The organism is Pseudomonas sp. S34 (assembly GCF_009866745.1).
Classification (GTDB): domain Bacteria; phylum Pseudomonadota; class Gammaproteobacteria; order Pseudomonadales; family Pseudomonadaceae; genus Aquipseudomonas; species Aquipseudomonas jessenii.
Genome location: NZ_CP019398.1, coordinates 3694489 through 3711135 on the forward strand (window position 1 = coordinate 3694489; position 16647 = coordinate 3711135).

Genomic DNA, 16647 nt, shown 5'->3' on the forward strand with positions numbered 1-16647 from the left:
AAACAACAGCAATGATAGAGCCCGTCGATAACACCTTAGATAGCAGTGATTGGACGCACACCGAAGACAATGAGATCGTCTCGGCTCACGATTTCTGCCTCGCCTTGTGTCTTGCGCACCTGAGTCAATACTTAACCCTTCACTCCCCGCCAGCAGGTGCCGTCATGGACATCAAACAACTCAAGTTCCTGATCGCCCTGGAGCAGACCCGCCACTTCGGCCAGGCGGCCGCGCGCTGCCACATCACCCAGCCCACGCTGTCGATGCGCCTGCGCAACCTTGAGGATGAACTGGACCTGGTGCTGGTCACCCGAGGCCAGCGCTTCGAGGGTTTTACCGAGGCCGGCGAACGGGTGCTGGCGTGGGCCAGGACCCTGCTGGCCGCCCACGACGGGCTCTTCGCCGAGGCCGCCGCGTGCCGGGGCCAGCTCGTGGGCAACCTGCGCCTGGGGCTGGTACCCCTCAGCAGCTTCAACCCGGTCACCTACATTCAGGGCCTGTCCCGCAGCTTTCCCGAGCTCAAGTACAGCCTGTCGTCTTTAAGTTCCGACCAGATCATCGAGGGCCTTGGCAACAATCAGCTGGACCTGGGCGTGTGCTACCTCGATCACGTCAACCCGAGCTATTTCGAGTTTTTCGAGATCGGCGAAACCCGCGTCGGCCTGCTGTACGACAATCGTCACTTCCATTTCGACGGCACGCAAATGAGCTGGGAGGACGCCGCCGAACTGCCGCTGGGGATGCTCAGCAACGGCATGCACTACCGCAAATCCATCGACCTGAGCTTTCGCAGCCGCGGACTGGACCCGCAGCCGATCCTGGAAAGCGATTCGACTTACCAGTTGCTGCAGGCGATTCACGAGGGTTTCTGCTGCGCGATCATGCCGCTGGACAGTGGCCTGGAAGAGCCCATCGAACACCTGGCGTTCATCGAACTGCCGGATGCCAGCGTACTCGCGCCCCTGGGCCTGGTGATGCGCAAGACCGAACCGCGTTCGGCGATTGCCGAAAAGTGTTTCGCCGAAGCACGAACGTTATTCAGCCGGACTGACTGATCAAGTTTCGGCTTTATATAAAACCGAACCGGACATGTTTGCCCAGTTTGATAGACATCACCAATCGGCACATCGGAACAAGCGATTGGACGCTGTTTAAAGTTACCCGTAGCCTGAACTTAATTCAGCGCTTCGAGGTTCTTTTCATGTTGTGCCAAGTTGAACAAGCCGATGTTCGAAGCGACACCAATGCCCTCGCGCCCCAACCGTTAGCGCAGGAACCTCCCATGACAAACATTTCAGATGCATCGCCCAATGGCCTGACCCACCTCGACAGCCAGGGTCGCGCCAACATGGTCGATGTCAGCGAAAAAACCTCGACGCTGCGTGAAGCCCAGGCCCAGGCCTGGGTGCGGATGCGCCCGGAAACCCTGAAGCTGATTCAAAGCGACGGCCACCCCAAGGGCGACGTATTTGCCGTGGCGCGGATCGCTGGAATCATGGCGGCAAAGAAAACCCATGAGCTGATCCCGCTGTGCCACACCCTTCTGCTCAGTTCGATCCACGTCGAACTCAAGGCCTGCACTCCGGACAGCGTGAAAATCCTCAGTACGTGCCGCGTCGAGGGCCAGACCGGGGTCGAACTCGAAGCCCTGACCGCCGTCAGCGTGGCGGCGCTGACCCTCTATGACATGTGCAAGGCGGTGGATCGGGGCATGGTCATCGATGACATCCGCCTGCTGAGTAAACAAGGTGGCCGCTCCGGTCATTTCAAGTTCGAGGACGCGCAATGATCCTGATCAATTACTTCGCCCGCTACCGCGAGCAGCTCAACCTGGGCGGTGAAAAACTGCCCCTGACCGACAGCCTCAAGACCATCGAGGACGTGCGCCGACTGCTGATGGCTCGCGGTGAGGTGTGGAGCCATGTGCTGGGTGAAAGCAACCTGATGTGTGCACTGAACCAGGAGCTGTGCCATCCAGACCGGGTGATCGAGGACTATGACGAGATCGCCTTTTTTCCACCGGTCACCGGGGGTTGAGACATGACGGTTCGGGTCCAGCGTGAAATGTTCGACGTCGGCCGGCTGATCGACAGCCTGCAGGCAAACGATCCGGGGGTGGGTGCCGTGGTCAACTTCGTCGGCTATGTGCGCGACATCAATCAGGGTGAGGCGGTCAGCGGGTTGTTTCTGGAGCACTACCCGGGCATGACCGAACGTTCGCTGCAAAAAATCGTCGACAATGCCAGGGCCCGATGGCCATTGAACGCCGTGCAGATCGTGCATCGGATCGGCCCGTTGTCGATCAGCGAGCCGATCGTGTTTGTCGGCGTCAGCAGCCCCCATCGTCAAGCCGCTTTCGAAGCCTGTGCATTCATCATGGACTACCTGAAAACCGACGCACCGTTCTGGAAACGCGAAGACGTGGCGTCCGGCGCACGCTGGGTCGATGCCCGTGACAGCGACCGGTCAGCCGTCGAGCGCTGGGCAGATAGGCCGTATGAGGCGGCTATGCAACGCGCTCCGGCCTAGCTACAGTCATCGGCTCAAAGCTTTTCTGCACAAGGAGTTTCCGCTTGAGCCCCACGCCCTCCCCGATCACGCAACAGGATGTACTGCAACCCCGGTCCATCAGCCTGCGCGAAGCCTTCCTGTTCTGGCTCAAGCTTGGTTTCATCAGTTTCGGCGGGCCGGCGGGGCAGATTTCGATCATGCATCAGGAGCTGGTCGAACGCCGGCGCTGGATCTCCGAGCGGCGCTTTCTGCATGCCCTCAACTATTGCATGTTGCTGCCCGGGCCTGAGGCTCAGCAGTTGGCGACCTACATCGGCTGGCTGATGCACCGGACCTGGGGCGGTGTGATCGCTGGCGTGCTGTTTGTATTGCCTTCGCTGTTCATCCTGATTGCGCTGTCCTGGGTGTACATCGCCTTTGGTGACGTGCCCGTGGTCGCCGGACTGTTCTACGGGATCAAGCCTGCGGTCACGGCAATCGTGGTGCAGGCGGCTCACCGGATCGGCTCGCGGGCGCTGAAGAACGGCTGGTTATGGGGCATCGCCGCCGCGTCCTTCGTGGCCATCTTCGTGCTCAATGTGCCGTTTCCGTTGATCGTGCTCGGCGCGGCGGTCATCGGTTATTTCGGCGGGCGACTGGCACCGGAAAAATTCAGGACCGGTGGCCACAGCGCTGCGAAACGCTCCTACGGCCCGGCAGTGATCGACGACGACACCCCAACCCCCGGACACGCCCGCTTCAGTGGCTGGAAACTGGCGCGTCTGGCCGTGATCGGTGCGATCTTGTGGACACTGCCCATGGCCATGCTCACCGCACTGTTCGGCTGGGAAGGCACGCTGACCCAGATGGCCTGGTTCTTCACCAAGGCCGCGCTGCTGACCTTTGGCGGCGCCTACGCGGTGTTGCCGTACGTCTACCAGGGCGCGGTCGGCCACTACGGATGGCTGACGCCGACGCAGATGATCGACGGCCTGGCGCTCGGTGAAACCACACCAGGTCCGTTGATCATGGTTGTCGCCTTCGTCGGTTTTATCGGCGCCTACGTGCATCAGGTCTTCGGCCCGGATCAGGCCTTCGTTGCCGGCGCCATCGCCGCATCGCTGGTGACCTGGTTCACCTTCCTGCCCTCGTTCCTGTTCATCCTCGCCGGCGGGCCGTTGGTGGAATCGACGCACAACGAACTCAAGTTCACCGCGCCACTGACGGCCATTACGGCCGCCGTGGTGGGCGTGATTCTCAACCTGGCCTGTTTCTTTGCCTACCACGTGCTGTGGCCCAAAGGCTTCGAAGGAGCACTGGACTGGCCTTCGCTGCTGATCGCGATAGTCGCGGGCGTTGCATTGCTTGGATTCAAGCGCGGGGTGATCGAGGTGTTGATCGGCTGCGGGTTGATCGGCCTGGGTGTGCACCTGATGTTCTGAATCAAACATTTACACGCGCCGCAATCCTCCCTAGTATCCAGCCATCCCCCGGATGGCTTGTGCTACTGGCCACCGACGATTTCCGCCGCCGGAAACCTGCGCCATGCGTACTTTGCCGTCAGAACAGCACCTGCTGAACCTCTCGATCCAGGCCACCTCGCTGCTGGCCGTGGACGGCATTGCATGAAGCGCATCGTCAACCTGCCCATGGCCCTGCGCCGCTCCAAACTGCGTCACTCCGCACGTCCGCCGGATAGCGCCCTGCTCGCCTGATCGGCGAGCCCCCTCCTTCGCTATCCCGGTACGCGTGAACCCTGCTCAGCCATACACAGAACCTGTGGGAGCGGGCTTGCTCGCGAAAGCGGTGTGTCAGTCACCTCAAGTGCTGGATGTGCGGGCCTCTTCGCGAGCAAGCCCGCTCCCACAATGACTGTGCTCACCTGACCGGCATTGGTTTCTCCCAATTCTGCCTGGACACCGACATGACTCAACGTTGCAATTCCTACTACACCGCCACCCTCAACCAGGATACCGATTACCCGACGCTGCAAGGCCGGCACCGGGTTGACGTGGTGATCATCGGCGGCGGTTTCACTGGCGTGGCCACTGCCGTCGAGCTGGCGGAAAAAGGCCTGAAGGTCGCCATCGTCGAAAGCCACAAGATCGGCTGGGGTGCCACCGGGCGCAATGGCGGCCAGGTCACCGGCAGCCTGTCGGGCGATGAAGCCATGCGCAAACAGATGCGCCGCACCATCGGTGATGAAGTCGATGATTTCATCTGGAACCTGCGCTGGCGCGGGCACCAGATCATCCGGCAGCGCGTGGAAAAATACGGCATCGCCTGCGACCTCAAGCACGGCCACCTGCATGCGGCGTACAAACCCGCGCACATGGCCGGCTTGCGCAAGGATTACGAAGAGGCGGTGCACCGTGGCATGGGCGACGAGGTCAGCCTGCTCGACCGCAGCCAGGTGCGCGATCTGCTGCAAAGCGACCTCTACCACGGCGCGATCAAGAACACCCGCAACATGCACCTGCACCCGCTCAACCTGTGCATCGGCGAGGCCCGCGCAGCCGAAAGCCTCGGTGCGTTGATCTTCGAGAACAGCGAAGTGCTGGAGATCATCCATGGGGACACGCCTGGAGTGCGCACCGCCCACGGACACATCGACGCCAACCAGGTGCTGCTGGCCGGCGACGTCTACCACAAGCTGGAACCGGGCAAGCTCAAGGGCAAGATTTTCCCGGCCATGGGCGGCATCGTCACCACTGCGCCTCTGGGCGATCTGGCCAGACAGATCAACCCCGAAGACCTGGCGGTCTATGACTGCCGCTTCGTGCTCGATTACTACCGCCTCACCGCTGACGGTCGCCTGTTGTTCGGGGGCGGCGCCAACTACAGCGGCAAGGATTCGCGCGACATCGCCGCCGAGCTGCGTCCGTGCATCGAGCAGACCTTCCCGGCGCTCAAAGGCGTGGCCATCGATTACCAGTGGAGCTGCGCGATGGGCATCGTGATCAACCGCATCCCACAACTGGGCAAGCTGTCGGACAACGTCTGGTATTGCCAGGGCTACTCCGGCCACGGCATCGCCACCACCCACATCATGGGCGAAATAATGGGCCGTGCGATCACCGGGCAGCTGGAACAGTTCGACACCTTCGCCGCCTGCCAGCACATCCGCGTGCCCATGGGCGACCTGCTCGGCAACCCGATGCTCGCCGCCGGCATGTGGTACTACCAGATGCTTGAGCGACTGCGCTGAGGTTACCGGCCAATACATTCAACATGGATGTTGTTTGTGCTGGCCTCGATATTTGAGCTCGACATCAATCCCTGTGGGAGCGGGCTTGCTCCGGGCGGCGATCCGACGAAGGGGTCGGTACATTCAACACATATTCAGCGGCAGTCACACCGCCTTCGCGAGCAAGCCCGCTCCCACAGTTTGATCTTCGGTGGACACAAAAAAGTGCTCAAGCCTGCGCCTGCACCACCTCAATCCCCAGCCCCCGGTAGTCCTCGACATTGCCAGACGCCACATGCCGTTCGGTGATCAGCGTGTGCACGCGGTTGCAAGGCGCGACGACAAAGGGTTCCACCGCCCCGAGTTTGTCCGCCGTGGTGACGGCAATCACGTGTTTGTGCTGGCCTCGATACTTGAGCTCGACATCAATCCCTGTGGGAGCGGGCTTGCTCGCGAAGGGGTCGGTACATTCAACACATATTCAGCGGCAGTCACAGCGCCTTCGTCGGATCGCCGCCCGGAGCAAGCCCGCTCCCACAGTTTGATCTTCGGTGGACACAAAAAACTGCTCAAGCCTGCGCCTGCACCACCTCGATCCCCAGCCCCCGGTAGTCTTCAACATTGCCAGACGCCACATGTCGTTCGGTGATCAGCGTGTGCACGCGGTTGCAAGGCGCGACGACAAAGGGTTCCACCGCCCCGAGTTTGTCCGCCGTGGTGACGGCAATCACGTGAGAGGCACAGTCGAGCATCGCCTGTTTCACCGGCACTTCATCAAAATGCAGTGAGCTCAAGCCCACCTGCGGGTGAATCGCGCAAACCCCGGTAAACAGCAGGTCGGCCTTGATGCCCGCCAGCAACCGCAGGGTTTCGTGACCGCTGGCCGACATCGTCACCGGGTTGAGCTGGCCGCCCGCAAGAATCACCTTGATGCCTTTGTATTCGGACAAGGTGATGGCGGTCATCGGCGACGCGGTGATCGCGGTAATGGCGATGTCCCCCGGCAGCGAACGCGCGATCTGCAAGGTGGTAGTGCCGGAATCGAACACCACGATCTGACCGTCTTGCACCCGTCGCGCAGCCAGTTGCGCCAGATGGGTTTTCACCTCATCGGTTTCACTGATCCGGGTGAAATAGTCCTTGCCCGTGTCCTTGGGACGCGGCAACGCCCCGCCGTGTACCCGCTGCACCAGGCCGACACTGGCCAGTTCCGCCAGATCCCGGCGGATGGTGTCTTCGGACACCGCGAAATGCTGGATCAACTCCGAGGCCATGACCTTGCCGTCACGTTCGAGGATCAACAGGATTTTTTGCCGGCGTACGGATGGAAGTTCGGCAGCGGAATGGTTGTCGTGCATGTTTTTGCCCGCTTATGCGTGAAATTGCGCTCTTCGGCGAGATTAGCCAAAGCATGGGACAAACACAAACGGGCGGCCGGGCAAACACCTCCAAGTATCATTTTTTTCGATCTTTCAAATCATTATGCCGAATTTTTTATTTTGCTGTGACCTGTTCAAGATGGCGCCGTCACTCATGTTTCGGATGGAAACCTCATGAATATCAATTTTGCTTTTGCGTGCATGATCGTGGTCTCGTTCACGATTGCGCTGGTACACGCCTGACCGACAGGTCGTGAGACGTCAAGTTGTGCAAGGTCGCGGTAAAACGCCTGACAGATCAGAAATATGCTCTATAACCAGTGGTGACATGATTTCCGATCAGGGGAACTGGAAGGCTCCCTCGGAAGTTGCTCTCTAAAAAAGCCGCGGACAAATGAGTGCCCGCCAGGAGACACCACCCATGAAAGCTCTGAAAATCGCCGCCAGCGATGGCACCTCCGAATGTTTCCTGAACACCCGGGAGGTGGTCCCGCTCAGTCAAACCGACTTCACCGACGTCGCCGTGGCCGTGGTGTCGGTCAATGATGTGTTGGCTGGAGCGTTGGACGTCATTCAGCGCACCGGTTTTGATGTGCCGATTTTCCTGGTGCCGTCCCCCGGCACCAGCACCCGCCCCCGGGAGGTCTACAAACACCTCAATGACGTGCTGCTGCAAGTGAACGGCATCTTCGACCTGTCCCCCAGTAACGTCGAATACCATGGCAACCAACTGGAGACAGCGGCCAAAGCCTATGAAGAAAGCCTGCTGCCGCCCTTCTTCGATTCGCTCAAACGGTACACCGAGGCGGCCAACGCAACCTTTGCCTGCCCCGGTCACCAGGGCGGCCAGTTCTTTCGCAAGCATCCGGCGGGGCGACAGTTTTTCGATTTTTTCGGCGAGACGCTGTTTCGCGCCGACATGTGCAACGCCGACGTCAAGCTCGGCGACCTGCTGATCCACGAAGGCCCGGCGCTGCTGGCGCAGAAACACGCCGCGCAGGTGTTCAACGCCGACAAGACCTACTTCGTGCTCAACGGCACCTCGGCGTCGAACAAGGTGGTGACCAACGCCCTGTTGACCCCCGGCGATCTGGTGCTTTTCGACCGCAACAACCACAAATCCAACCACCAGGGCGCGCTGTTGCAGGCCGGCGCCACGCCGGTGTATCTGGAAACCGCGCGCAACCCCTACGGCTTCATCGGCGGCATCGACGCCCACTGTTTCGACGAAGACTATCTGCGCGAACTGATCGCCGAAGTCGCCCCGGACAAGGCGCAACTGCCACGGCCGTTCCGCCTGGCGATCATTCAACTGGGCACCTATGACGGCACCGTCTACAACGCCCGCCAAGTCGTCGACCGCATCGGCAAGCTGTGTGACTACATCCTGTTCGACTCGGCGTGGGTCGGCTACGAGCAGTTCATCCCGATGATGAAAGACTGCTCGCCGCTGTTGCTCGACCTCAACGAGAACGACCCGGGCATCTTCGTCACCCAGTCGGTGCACAAACAGCAGGCCGGTTTTTCCCAGGCCTCCCAGGTGCACAAGAAGGACCGCCACATCAAAGGCCAGGCGCGCTATTGCAACCATCACCGGCTCAACAACGCGTTCATGGCCCAGGCGTCCACCAGCCCCTTCTACCCGCTGTTCGCTTCGCTGGATGTGAATGCGCGCATTCACTCGGGCCGCAGCGGCCTGCGCCTGTGGGAAGACTGTGTGAAGTTCGGCATCGAAGCGCGCAAGTTGATCCTCGAAGCCTGCACCATGGTCCGCCCGTTCGTGCCGGATACCATTGAAGGGCGCGCCTGGGAAGACTATCCAACCGAAGACATTGCCAATGACATCCGCTTCTTCGAGTTCCATCCCAAGGACCGCTGGCACGCCTTTGCCGGCTACGCCGAGAAGCAGTACTTCATCGACCCGTGCAAGTTGCTGTTCACCACGCCGGGCATCGACCCGGTGGATGGCAGCTACACCGACTTCGGCATTCACGCCGGCATCCTGGCCAACTTCCTGCGCGAGAACGGCATCGTTCCGGAAAAATGCGACCTCAACTCCATCCTGTTCCTGCTCACCCCGGCCGAAGACTGGGCGAAGATGACCCACCTGGCCGCGCAGATCGCCCGCTTCGAACGCTTCATCAGCGATGACGCACCGATGAGCCGGGTGCTGCCGGCCATCTACGCGCAGCATCAGGAGCGCTATCGCAACTACACCATTCGCCAGCTCTGCCAGGAAATGCACGACCTGTACCGCCACCACAATGTGCAGCAGTTGCAGAAGGACATGTTCCGCAAGGAACACTTCCCGAAAAAGGCCATGAACCCGCAGCAAGCGCAAATCGAGTACATCCGCGGCAACGTCGAACTGGTGGCGTTGGCGGATGCCGACGGGCGCATTGCGGCCGAGGGTGCGTTGCCTTATCCGCCGGGGGTGCTGTGCGTGGTGCCGGGTGAAATCTGGGGAGGCGCGGTGCTCAAGTACTTCCTGGCGTTGGAGGAAGGCATCAACCGCTTGCCCGGGTTCACACCGGAACTGCAGGGCGTGTACCTGAAGCAGGAAGGCGGGCGTACCCGGGCGTATGGGTACGTGATCAAGGCCTGATGGCATGCAGCAGGAGCTGGCGTGGGCCGGCTCCTGCCCAATGCATCGATCAGAATTTTTCCGGGATGTACTTGAACGGATAGTTCGGATCCCGATAGTTTCCGGGACTTTGGCGTTTGGGCAGTTTCACTTTTGCCCGCGGTATTTCTTCATAAGGAATACTGTTCAGCACATCACTGATGATGTTCAGTCGCGCCCGTCGCTTGTCATTCGAGTTGGCGACCCGCCACGGGGCGAATTCGGTGTCGGTGAATTTGAACATGTCGTCCCGGGCACGGGAGTAGTCGTACCAGCGGTTATAGGACTTGAGGTCCATGGGTGACAGCTTCCAGATCTTGCGCCCGTCGGTGATACGCGACTTGAGGCGTCGGGTCTGCTCCTCCTGGCTCACTTCAAGCCAGTACTTGATCAGGATGATTCCCGATTCGACCAGTGCCTGCTCGACGCGCGGCACCCCGGTGAGAAAGGTGTGCACCTGCTCGTCGCTGCAGAACCCCATGACCCGCTCGACACCGGCGCGGTTGTACCAGCTGCGATCGAAGATCACCACTTCACCGGCCGCCGGCAGGTGCGGCAGATAACGTTGCACATACATCTGGCTTTTTTCCCGCTCGGTCGGTGCCGGCAGCGCCATCACCCGGAACACCCGCGGACTGACCCGTTCGGTCAACGCCTTGATTGTCCCACCCTTGCCGGCGCCATCACGGCCCTCAAAGACGATGCAGACCTTGGCGCCCGAGTGCTGCACCCACTCTTGCAGCTTGACCAGCTCGACATGCAGCCGCGCCAGTTCCTCGAGATAATCCTTGTTCTTTAGCTTGCCGCTTTCGACCGGTTTGCTTTTGGTTGCCGCCTTCTTCTTTGCCATGCCCGTTACCTCCTTCAATGCGTTACACAGTGTCCGGAACGCGCCCGGCCGCGTTCATTCAGCGTCGGCTGCGCTGGTAATGTTCAACCGCCTGTTCCAGGTTCAGGAACATGCGCGCCTCGCCCAGCACATGGCCCAGGGGTGCCTTGATGACCATGTCCCATACGCCCGGACTCATGCCCACCAGCCACAGTGAAATGCCTTTCTCTCTCATGCGCTGCTCCGCGCCGGTGAGCATTTTCAGCGCGGTGTATTCCAGGTCGAACACACTGCGCAGGTCCAGGACCACGACCTTGGGGTTCGCCACGTCAATCAGCGGCCGGATCTTGTCGGCGATGCGCTCGGCATTGGCGAAGAACACCCGGCCTTCGGGCCTGAGCAACAGCAATCCGTCAAAGTGTTCGTCGTCTTCGTTGTCGGTGGCCTGCGGACGATAGACGTTGGTGCCAGGCTTGCGTCCCAGTACGTGCACGGGCGGGTCCGAGACCTGGTAGGCCAGGGCCAGCAACGAGACGATAATCGCCACGACGATCCCTTGCAGCGTGCCCAGCAGTATCACGCCGATCATGGCCACCACGGCCCAGGCAAATTCGGTACGGCGAACCGACAGGATTTCGCGAAATTGCGCCGGTTCGATCAGGCCCACCGAATACACGATCACCACGGCGGCGAGCGTGGCGTTGGGCATCAGGCCAATGAGCGGTGCCAGCAGCAGGCAAGTGCCCAGCGCCAGTGCGGCGGTGACCAGTGCGGCCAGTTGCGAACGGGCGCCGGCCAGGCGGTTCACTGCCGTCTGGGTGGTCCCGCCACCGGCGACCATGGCCCCGAGAAACGCGCCACCGATGTTGGCAACGCCTGTGGCCAGCAGTTCCCGATTCGGTTGTGGCGCGGGCTCGTCACTGCGGGCGAAAGCGCGTCCCGCCGCGATGGTTTCGGTGAAACTCATCAGCGCGATACCCATCGCCGAGGACCACAGGGTTTCGACCATCGACCAAACCGGCAGGGTCGGTGCGGGCAACCCGATCGGCACCACGCCGACGGCGGACACACCAAAGCGCTCCAGGCCAAACAGGCTCATGCCGATGATGCCAAGCGCCACCGCAATCAAAGGTGCGGGCAGCCGGGGCGTAAAACGCTTCATGCCCACCAGCAGCAGGACCATGAACACACCGACCGCCACGGTCGGCAGCGAGGCATGGCCGACGCTCTGGACCGTGGCCACCAGATTGTGCAGGAAGCCGCCTTTGTCGATGTGCGTGCCCAACAGCTTGGGCAACTGGTCGAGCACGATGACCACGCCGATGCCGGCCTTGAAACCCACCAGTACCGGCTCGGAAATGAAATTGGCGACGAAACCCAGGCGCAGCAACCCCGCGACAATCAGGATCGCACCCACCATCAGGGCCAGCGTGGCGGAACCGGCGAGCAAGGTCGCCGCATCGCCATCGGGGCTGATCTGGCCCAACGCGGAGCCGGCGAGAATGGCCAGGGTGGTCGTGGTGCTGACGCTAAGCGGGCGCGACGTGCCGAGCACGGCATAGATCACCATCGGTACCAGCGCCGTGTACAGCCCGACCTGCACCGGCAGGCCGGCAATGGTGGCGTACGCCAGCGCCTTGGGAATGACCACGGCCGCTGCCGTCAGCCCCGCGACCACATCGCTGCGCAGCCAGTCTGGCCGGTAGCTGCCGAGCCACTCCGGGATCAACAGGCTGCGCAAGGTTCTCCGCTGTGGAGTGCCTGGAATCCGCTCTTGCGGATGGCTGCCTTGTTGATTCATCGGTCACTCCAGTGGCAAATCTTCCATGCGGATGATGAGTGGGCTCGACTGACCGCACAATCCTTTAACTGCACGCGCAACCATTGCAAACCCTCAAAGGCATCGAAGCGCGTGTGCCGGCGGGCAATCAGCTCAGGTTGAGGAAATTCCAAGGGTGGGGCATGGGTTGAATACACCGGCAAACGTCCGGGCAATCGGGCTCGGTAGATTACAAATGTAGCCGGTTTGCGCGGCGATGAAGGGATTCGTTGATTGAGCCCGAATACCTCCAACACGTCCTTCCTGAAAGTGGAAGCCTCGTATGGACGACGTCATGAAAGCGATAAATGAGCTATACCCGCTAATTCTCCCCATTGCAGTTCTTCAACTCAGGAGTTTGGCAATGAAGCTCAAAACCTCACTGGCAGCACTCGTGGTTGCGGCAAGCCTTTTCGGCTGCACCACTTCTTCGACCCACGGCGTGAACGTTAACCTGGTCGCCACCCGGCAAAACGCCGGTCAGATCGGCACCGTCACCTTGACCGACTGGGACAAGAAAACCGGACTCAGTTTCTTCATCAGCGGTGCTCCAATGGGGGTTACGCTGCCCCTGCGTCTTTACTCTTTCATCAATAACGGCACCTGCCAGCAACCCGGGTCAGTCGCCTACGCGATGAACGACACCGTCAACACCGAACGCCAACCCGTACGCGGCTGGTCTTTTACCAGAACCGCGCCTGTGCCGTTGCAAACCCTGCTTGACGGCAAGTATTCGGTGGTCGTGCGAACGGCTTCGACCGATGGCAACGTCGATATTTTTTGCGGGGATATCAAGGCAACAGAACCGGTGAAATAGCCGCGGCCATTGCAGGCCGCCCACGCCCCGGTACCGCTCGTGCCACCCGTTGTGCGGTGCGAGCGGTGGCGTCGGGTGAACGGAGCCGGCGACGACAGTGGCAACAACCGGTAACAAACCTGTCATTAGTCACTGATAACGTCCTAGCGCTTTCCCGAACCGCATCCGTTCGAACTCCGATCGGCAGTTCCCCGTACCGGGCTTTGCCCAACCGCTCAAGGTGACACTACAGGTGTACTCAAGCACGACGCGCAAGCAAATCATCATCAGGTCCAACGACATGAGCTGTGACGACTTTGGCGCGTTGTTCTTGAACCTGTTCGGCAACCTTTACTCCGACTCTGCGCCGCCGCCAAAAAGCATCAGCATCGGCGGGGTCTACGGCAGACACGAAGGTGTCAGCTTTCGTCGCATGCACTTTCACGGTGACTTCACGGTGGCATTTCCCGCCCCCCTTGATGAAATCACGTTCGTCATTCCCACCGCCGGCAAGATCATCTTCAACCACGTCACCGAGTCGGTTGGCTTCGCCCAGATCGGCCTGGCCATCGACAAGGCCGAGGTCCGCTCGGCGCGCTTTGTCGACAATCATGCGCAACACGGGATCTCGATCAGCCGGGCGCTGATCACCGAACGACTGTCGATGTTGCTCGGCAAGCCGATCCTGCAAAAAATCTGTTTTGAGCCCGTGGTGGATCTGAGCGTACCCGCCTTGCAGGGCATCAAGGCGCTGGTGGACCTGGCCACCGGAACCGAGTTCGACCTGCTGATCAATACGGGCTCGCTGATGCCCTCACGCCTTCGCGAAATGCTGGTCGACGCGGTGCTCGAAACCTGGCCGCACAACTTCACCGAGGCCCTTCAGCGCCCCTCCCCACTGATAGCGCCGCGACATGTGAAACTGGCCGTCGAGTACATTCAGGCGCATCCCGACCGACTGGCCAGCGGTACCGAACTGGCGCAATTGACCAACGTCAGCCTGCGCGCATTGCAGGAGGGTTTTCAGCGTTTCATGGGCACTTCAATCGTTGCCTATCAGCGCCAGGTACGCCTGGAGCGCGCCTTTGCCGCGCTGTCCCAGGGTGTGTCGCCTTCGGTCACGGACGTGGCCTTGCAACACGGCTTCAGCAATGTCGGCCGGTTTTGCCAGTATTTCCAGAGTGCCTACGGCATCAGTCCCGCAGACGTGAGAAAAGGCCGGCGAACGCGACCCATGGCGACCAATTGAGGATGTGTGGGAGAAAGCGGAGTGTCAGCCGCCCTATTCGTTGGCTGTGAGTTGGCCTTCGCGAGCAAGCCCGCTCCCACACTTTGATCGGTGCCGAACACAAATCCCGCGTACGACAAAAAACCACTGTGGGAGCGGGCTTGCTCGCGAAGGCGGAGTGACATTCAACATCTACGTCGACTGACACGGCCTCTTCGCGAGCAGGCTCACTCACACAGATTGCCTTGACTGATCGTCAGAACAGATAACTGGCCTTCAACCCGCCATTGAAGCCGTGGCTGTCGCCGCCACCGCTGGCGCCGATTTGCGCACCCACGCTCCATGGGCCCAGGTTGGCCATGACATTGACGCCACCGGTGAACTGGTCACGGTTGTCGAAGGCGGCTTGCTGTTCGATGTCCAGGCCCAGCAGTTGCCCTTCGCTGTCGACTTCATGGTCGCCCAACACATGCTCGTAGCCCACTTGCACACCCGGCACCACTTGCCAGGCACCGAGGCTGACAGGTGCAAAGGATGCGTTGAGGTTGGCCACCGCGCTCTTGCGGGTCTCGTGGATGCCGTCGACGTCCAGGGCCAGTTCGCTGCCCTTTTCCTGGAAGCCCGACAGGTTGACGCGGCTGACCCGCACACCGAGGCTCGGCTCGAGGGTCACGCCGTTCACCGGCACACGGTAACCGAGCGCCAGGGTCGCGCCGGTGAGGTTGCCATGGCTGTCGCCCCTGGCCGTGCCCAGACCGCCGCCGAGTTCTCGCTTGCTCTCGTAATCGAGATAGCCGGCGCTGGCATTGGCATCCACAAACAGGCCACGTTCCAGACCGTTCGGCGCAAAGCGTGCGCCGACGCTGAAGAAGGTCAGGTCGGTATCGGCTTCGCCACCTGCACCACCGACATTGCCGCTGCTGTAGCCGAAGCCGGCATGGGCGCTGAGCTGTTCGGAAAAGCGCTGGGTCAGGCCAATCATCATGCCCTGGCTATGCTCGTTGCTGCTGGAGGCCTGGGACGAACCATCCGTGCCCAGGTACCCCGCCAGGGCGGTGCTCCACAGGCGATATTGCCCGGCCTTGAGGTCGATGCCGCTGGTGAACGGCGCGGCGGCCTGTTCGATCATCGCGCCCTGACGCAGCAGGTAGCTCGCGGCGTCGGCGTGCACCTGACCGCCGACGGTGGACTCCACGCCCCCGAGGCTGCGGGCATCGATGGCCGACTGCAGGTAGTAGTTGTAGGCGCTGTAGGTGCCCGACAGGTTGCTGTTCTGCAGTTGCTGCAACAACTGCGCGCCGGCCGCGGCGTTGCCGGCCAGGTCCGCTGCGCCAGGCAGGCTGTTGTAGAACACCATCTTGCCGCGCAGCACGTAGATGGTTTCCTGGGACAGGCCGAGGCCTTGCTTGAGGTAGTTATCCATCGTGCCGTATTGCGCGGTCACCTCGTCCAGGCCGGCTTGCAGGTAACTGGCCTCCACACCGATCAGCGGCCCATAGATGGTCGCCAGGCTCGGTGGCAACGCCGCCAGGGTCGCCTTGATGCGCGCGGCGGTGTAGTCGTTGGTCGCCAGGTAGTTGCTCATGATGGTGGCATCGTCGACCCCGGCGATGCTTTGCAGCACGGCGGCGGTCCAGCCCGTACGGTCCTTGCCGGCGGTGCAATGGAACAGCGCGGCGCCGTCGACCGTGGCCAGTTCATTGAACAGCTGGTTGAACTCGCTGCGCATCCCCGGGTTGCGGACGAAATCACGGTTGGTGTCCTGCATCATTGCGGTGGCTTCGGCGGCGCTGTGGAACGCAACGTTGGTGATGTTCGCACCCGACGTGGAGCCACCGATGATGTCGATGTTGGTGTACGTCGCACCCGTGGGCATCGTGTCGGGCGTGGCGGCGATTTCGGTTGGCGTGCGCAGGTCGTAGACCGCCTTGATGCCCATACCGTTGAGGGTTACCAGATCCGCCGCCGATGGCGTCAGCGCGTTGGAGCGGTAAAACACCCCGCCACGCATGGTGCCGTCATTGGCCGTGGAATACGCGGTGGCAAGACCGGCGACATCGCGCAGGTTATCGATGCTCTTCAGGCGAGGAGTGTTGAGGGGGACAGTCTCGGCCGCCTGGGCGGCAGCGATGGACAGGCTCAAAACAGACAGCGAACACACAAGTCGTTGGAACACAGTGCAGCCTCATTGAAATCGCGTTGGGCTGACTAATATCTACAATGAAATGGCGTTGAACATGACAAATCGCCCGCGAACGCAAATCACTGCGCGATGTGTCCAGGCGGCTCGTTTTCT

General features: G+C 61.1%; 13 protein-coding genes and 1 pseudogene. 9 read left to right on the top strand and 5 right to left on the bottom strand.

Annotation, left to right across the window (positions count from 1 at the left end):
* The first annotated feature begins 164 nt into the window (after nt 1-164).
* From PspS34_RS16425 to PspS34_RS16450, 6 genes are all read left to right on the top strand, one after another.
* Nucleotides 165-1055 (top strand): LysR family transcriptional regulator, encoded by an 891-nt coding sequence (locus PspS34_RS16425; protein ID WP_090456130.1) that lies wholly within the window; start codon nt 165-167, stop codon nt 1053-1055.
* A 227-nt stretch (nt 1056-1282) separates the two neighbouring features.
* Nucleotides 1283-1789, top strand: a complete 507-nt coding sequence (moaC, locus tag PspS34_RS16430) for a cyclic pyranopterin monophosphate synthase MoaC (RefSeq protein WP_159390178.1) — start codon at nt 1283-1285, stop codon at nt 1787-1789.
* Entirely contained in the window at nt 1786-2037 is a 252-nt protein-coding gene (moaD, locus tag PspS34_RS16435) for a molybdopterin converting factor subunit 1 (protein ID WP_090456136.1), read from the top strand. Before moaC ends, moaD begins: the two co-directional genes overlap by 4 nt.
* Nucleotides 2038-2040: 3 nt before the next feature.
* Entirely contained in the window at nt 2041-2529 is a 489-nt protein-coding gene (gene moaE, locus PspS34_RS16440) for a molybdopterin synthase catalytic subunit MoaE (RefSeq protein ID WP_159390179.1), read from the top strand.
* Nucleotides 2530-2573: 44 nt separating this feature from the next.
* The gene (chrA, locus tag PspS34_RS16445) at nt 2574-3932 is read left to right on the top strand and encodes a chromate efflux transporter (protein WP_154908580.1); all 1359 of its coding nucleotides are present in this window, start codon (nt 2574-2576) and stop codon (nt 3930-3932) included.
* 482 nt (nt 3933-4414) lie between these two features.
* Nucleotides 4415-5698 (top strand): FAD-binding oxidoreductase, encoded by a 1284-nt coding sequence (locus PspS34_RS16450; protein ID WP_150814412.1) that lies wholly within the window; start codon nt 4415-4417, stop codon nt 5696-5698.
* Between the two features lie 208 nt (nt 5699-5906).
* Here the strand turns inward: PspS34_RS16450 and PspS34_RS16455 are convergent.
* Both PspS34_RS16455 and PspS34_RS16460 read right to left on the bottom strand, forming a co-directional pair.
* Nucleotides 5907-6071 (bottom strand): annotated as a pseudogene (locus tag PspS34_RS16455) (DeoR/GlpR transcriptional regulator); the annotation flags it as partial.
* 175 nt (nt 6072-6246) lie between these two features.
* Nucleotides 6247-7035, bottom strand: coding sequence for a DeoR/GlpR family DNA-binding transcription regulator (locus PspS34_RS16460; RefSeq protein ID WP_159390180.1), 789 nt, complete (start codon nt 7033-7035; stop codon nt 6247-6249).
* Between the two features lie 442 nt (nt 7036-7477).
* On the opposite strand from PspS34_RS16460, the gene speF reads away from it, so the two are divergent.
* Nucleotides 7478-9661, top strand: a complete 2184-nt coding sequence (speF, locus tag PspS34_RS16465) for an ornithine decarboxylase SpeF (RefSeq protein WP_159390181.1) — start codon at nt 7478-7480, stop codon at nt 9659-9661.
* A 49-nt stretch (nt 9662-9710) separates the two neighbouring features.
* On the opposite strand, the gene ppk2 is transcribed toward speF, so the two are convergent.
* Nucleotides 9711-10529: a polyphosphate kinase 2 gene (gene ppk2 / locus PspS34_RS16470; protein WP_159390182.1), complete on the bottom strand. Its 819-nt coding sequence runs from the start codon at nt 10527-10529 to the stop codon at nt 9711-9713.
* Between the two features lie 58 nt (nt 10530-10587).
* Nucleotides 10588-12309 (bottom strand): SulP family inorganic anion transporter, encoded by a 1722-nt coding sequence (locus tag PspS34_RS16475; RefSeq protein ID WP_159390183.1) that lies wholly within the window; start codon nt 12307-12309, stop codon nt 10588-10590.
* A gap of 382 nt (nt 12310-12691) precedes the next feature.
* Between PspS34_RS16475 and PspS34_RS16480 the strand changes: the two genes are divergently transcribed.
* Nucleotides 12692-13144: a hypothetical protein gene (locus PspS34_RS16480; RefSeq protein WP_090456151.1), complete on the top strand. Its 453-nt coding sequence runs from the start codon at nt 12692-12694 to the stop codon at nt 13142-13144.
* Nucleotides 13145-13424: 280 nt separating this feature from the next.
* On the top strand, nt 13425-14372 hold the full coding sequence (locus tag PspS34_RS16485) for an AraC family transcriptional regulator (protein WP_223473444.1): 948 nt from the start codon (nt 13425-13427) through the stop codon (nt 14370-14372).
* Nucleotides 14373-14607: 235 nt separating this feature from the next.
* Here PspS34_RS16485 and PspS34_RS16490 read toward each other — a convergent pair whose 3' ends face one another.
* Nucleotides 14608-16527 (bottom strand): tyrosine-protein phosphatase, encoded by a 1920-nt coding sequence (locus PspS34_RS16490; protein WP_159390184.1) that lies wholly within the window; start codon nt 16525-16527, stop codon nt 14608-14610.
* Between the last annotated feature and the right edge of the window lie 120 nt (nt 16528-16647).

Bases quoted from the DNA above. Each gene is read 5' to 3' on its own strand.
- PspS34_RS16425 (WP_090456130.1), top strand. From the start codon at position 165: ATGGACATCAAACAACTCAAGTTCCTGATCGCCCTGGAGCAGACCCGC.
- moaC (WP_159390178.1), top strand. From the start codon at position 1,283: ATGACAAACATTTCAGATGCATCGCCCAATGGCCTGACCCACCTCGAC.
- moaD (WP_090456136.1), top strand. From the start codon at position 1,786: ATGATCCTGATCAATTACTTCGCCCGCTACCGCGAGCAGCTCAACCTG.
- moaE (WP_159390179.1), top strand. From the start codon at position 2,041: ATGACGGTTCGGGTCCAGCGTGAAATGTTCGACGTCGGCCGGCTGATC.
- PspS34_RS16450 (WP_150814412.1), top strand. From the start codon at position 4,415: ATGACTCAACGTTGCAATTCCTACTACACCGCCACCCTCAACCAGGAT.
- PspS34_RS16460 (WP_159390180.1), bottom strand. From the start codon at position 7,035: ATGCACGACAACCATTCCGCTGCCGAACTTCCATCCGTACGCCGGCAA.
- speF (WP_159390181.1), top strand. From the start codon at position 7,478: ATGAAAGCTCTGAAAATCGCCGCCAGCGATGGCACCTCCGAATGTTTC.
- ppk2 (WP_159390182.1), bottom strand. From the start codon at position 10,529: ATGGCAAAGAAGAAGGCGGCAACCAAAAGCAAACCGGTCGAAAGCGGC.
- PspS34_RS16475 (WP_159390183.1), bottom strand. From the start codon at position 12,309: ATGAATCAACAAGGCAGCCATCCGCAAGAGCGGATTCCAGGCACTCCA.
- PspS34_RS16480 (WP_090456151.1), top strand. From the start codon at position 12,692: ATGAAGCTCAAAACCTCACTGGCAGCACTCGTGGTTGCGGCAAGCCTT.
- PspS34_RS16485 (WP_223473444.1), top strand. From the start codon at position 13,425: ATGAGCTGTGACGACTTTGGCGCGTTGTTCTTGAACCTGTTCGGCAAC.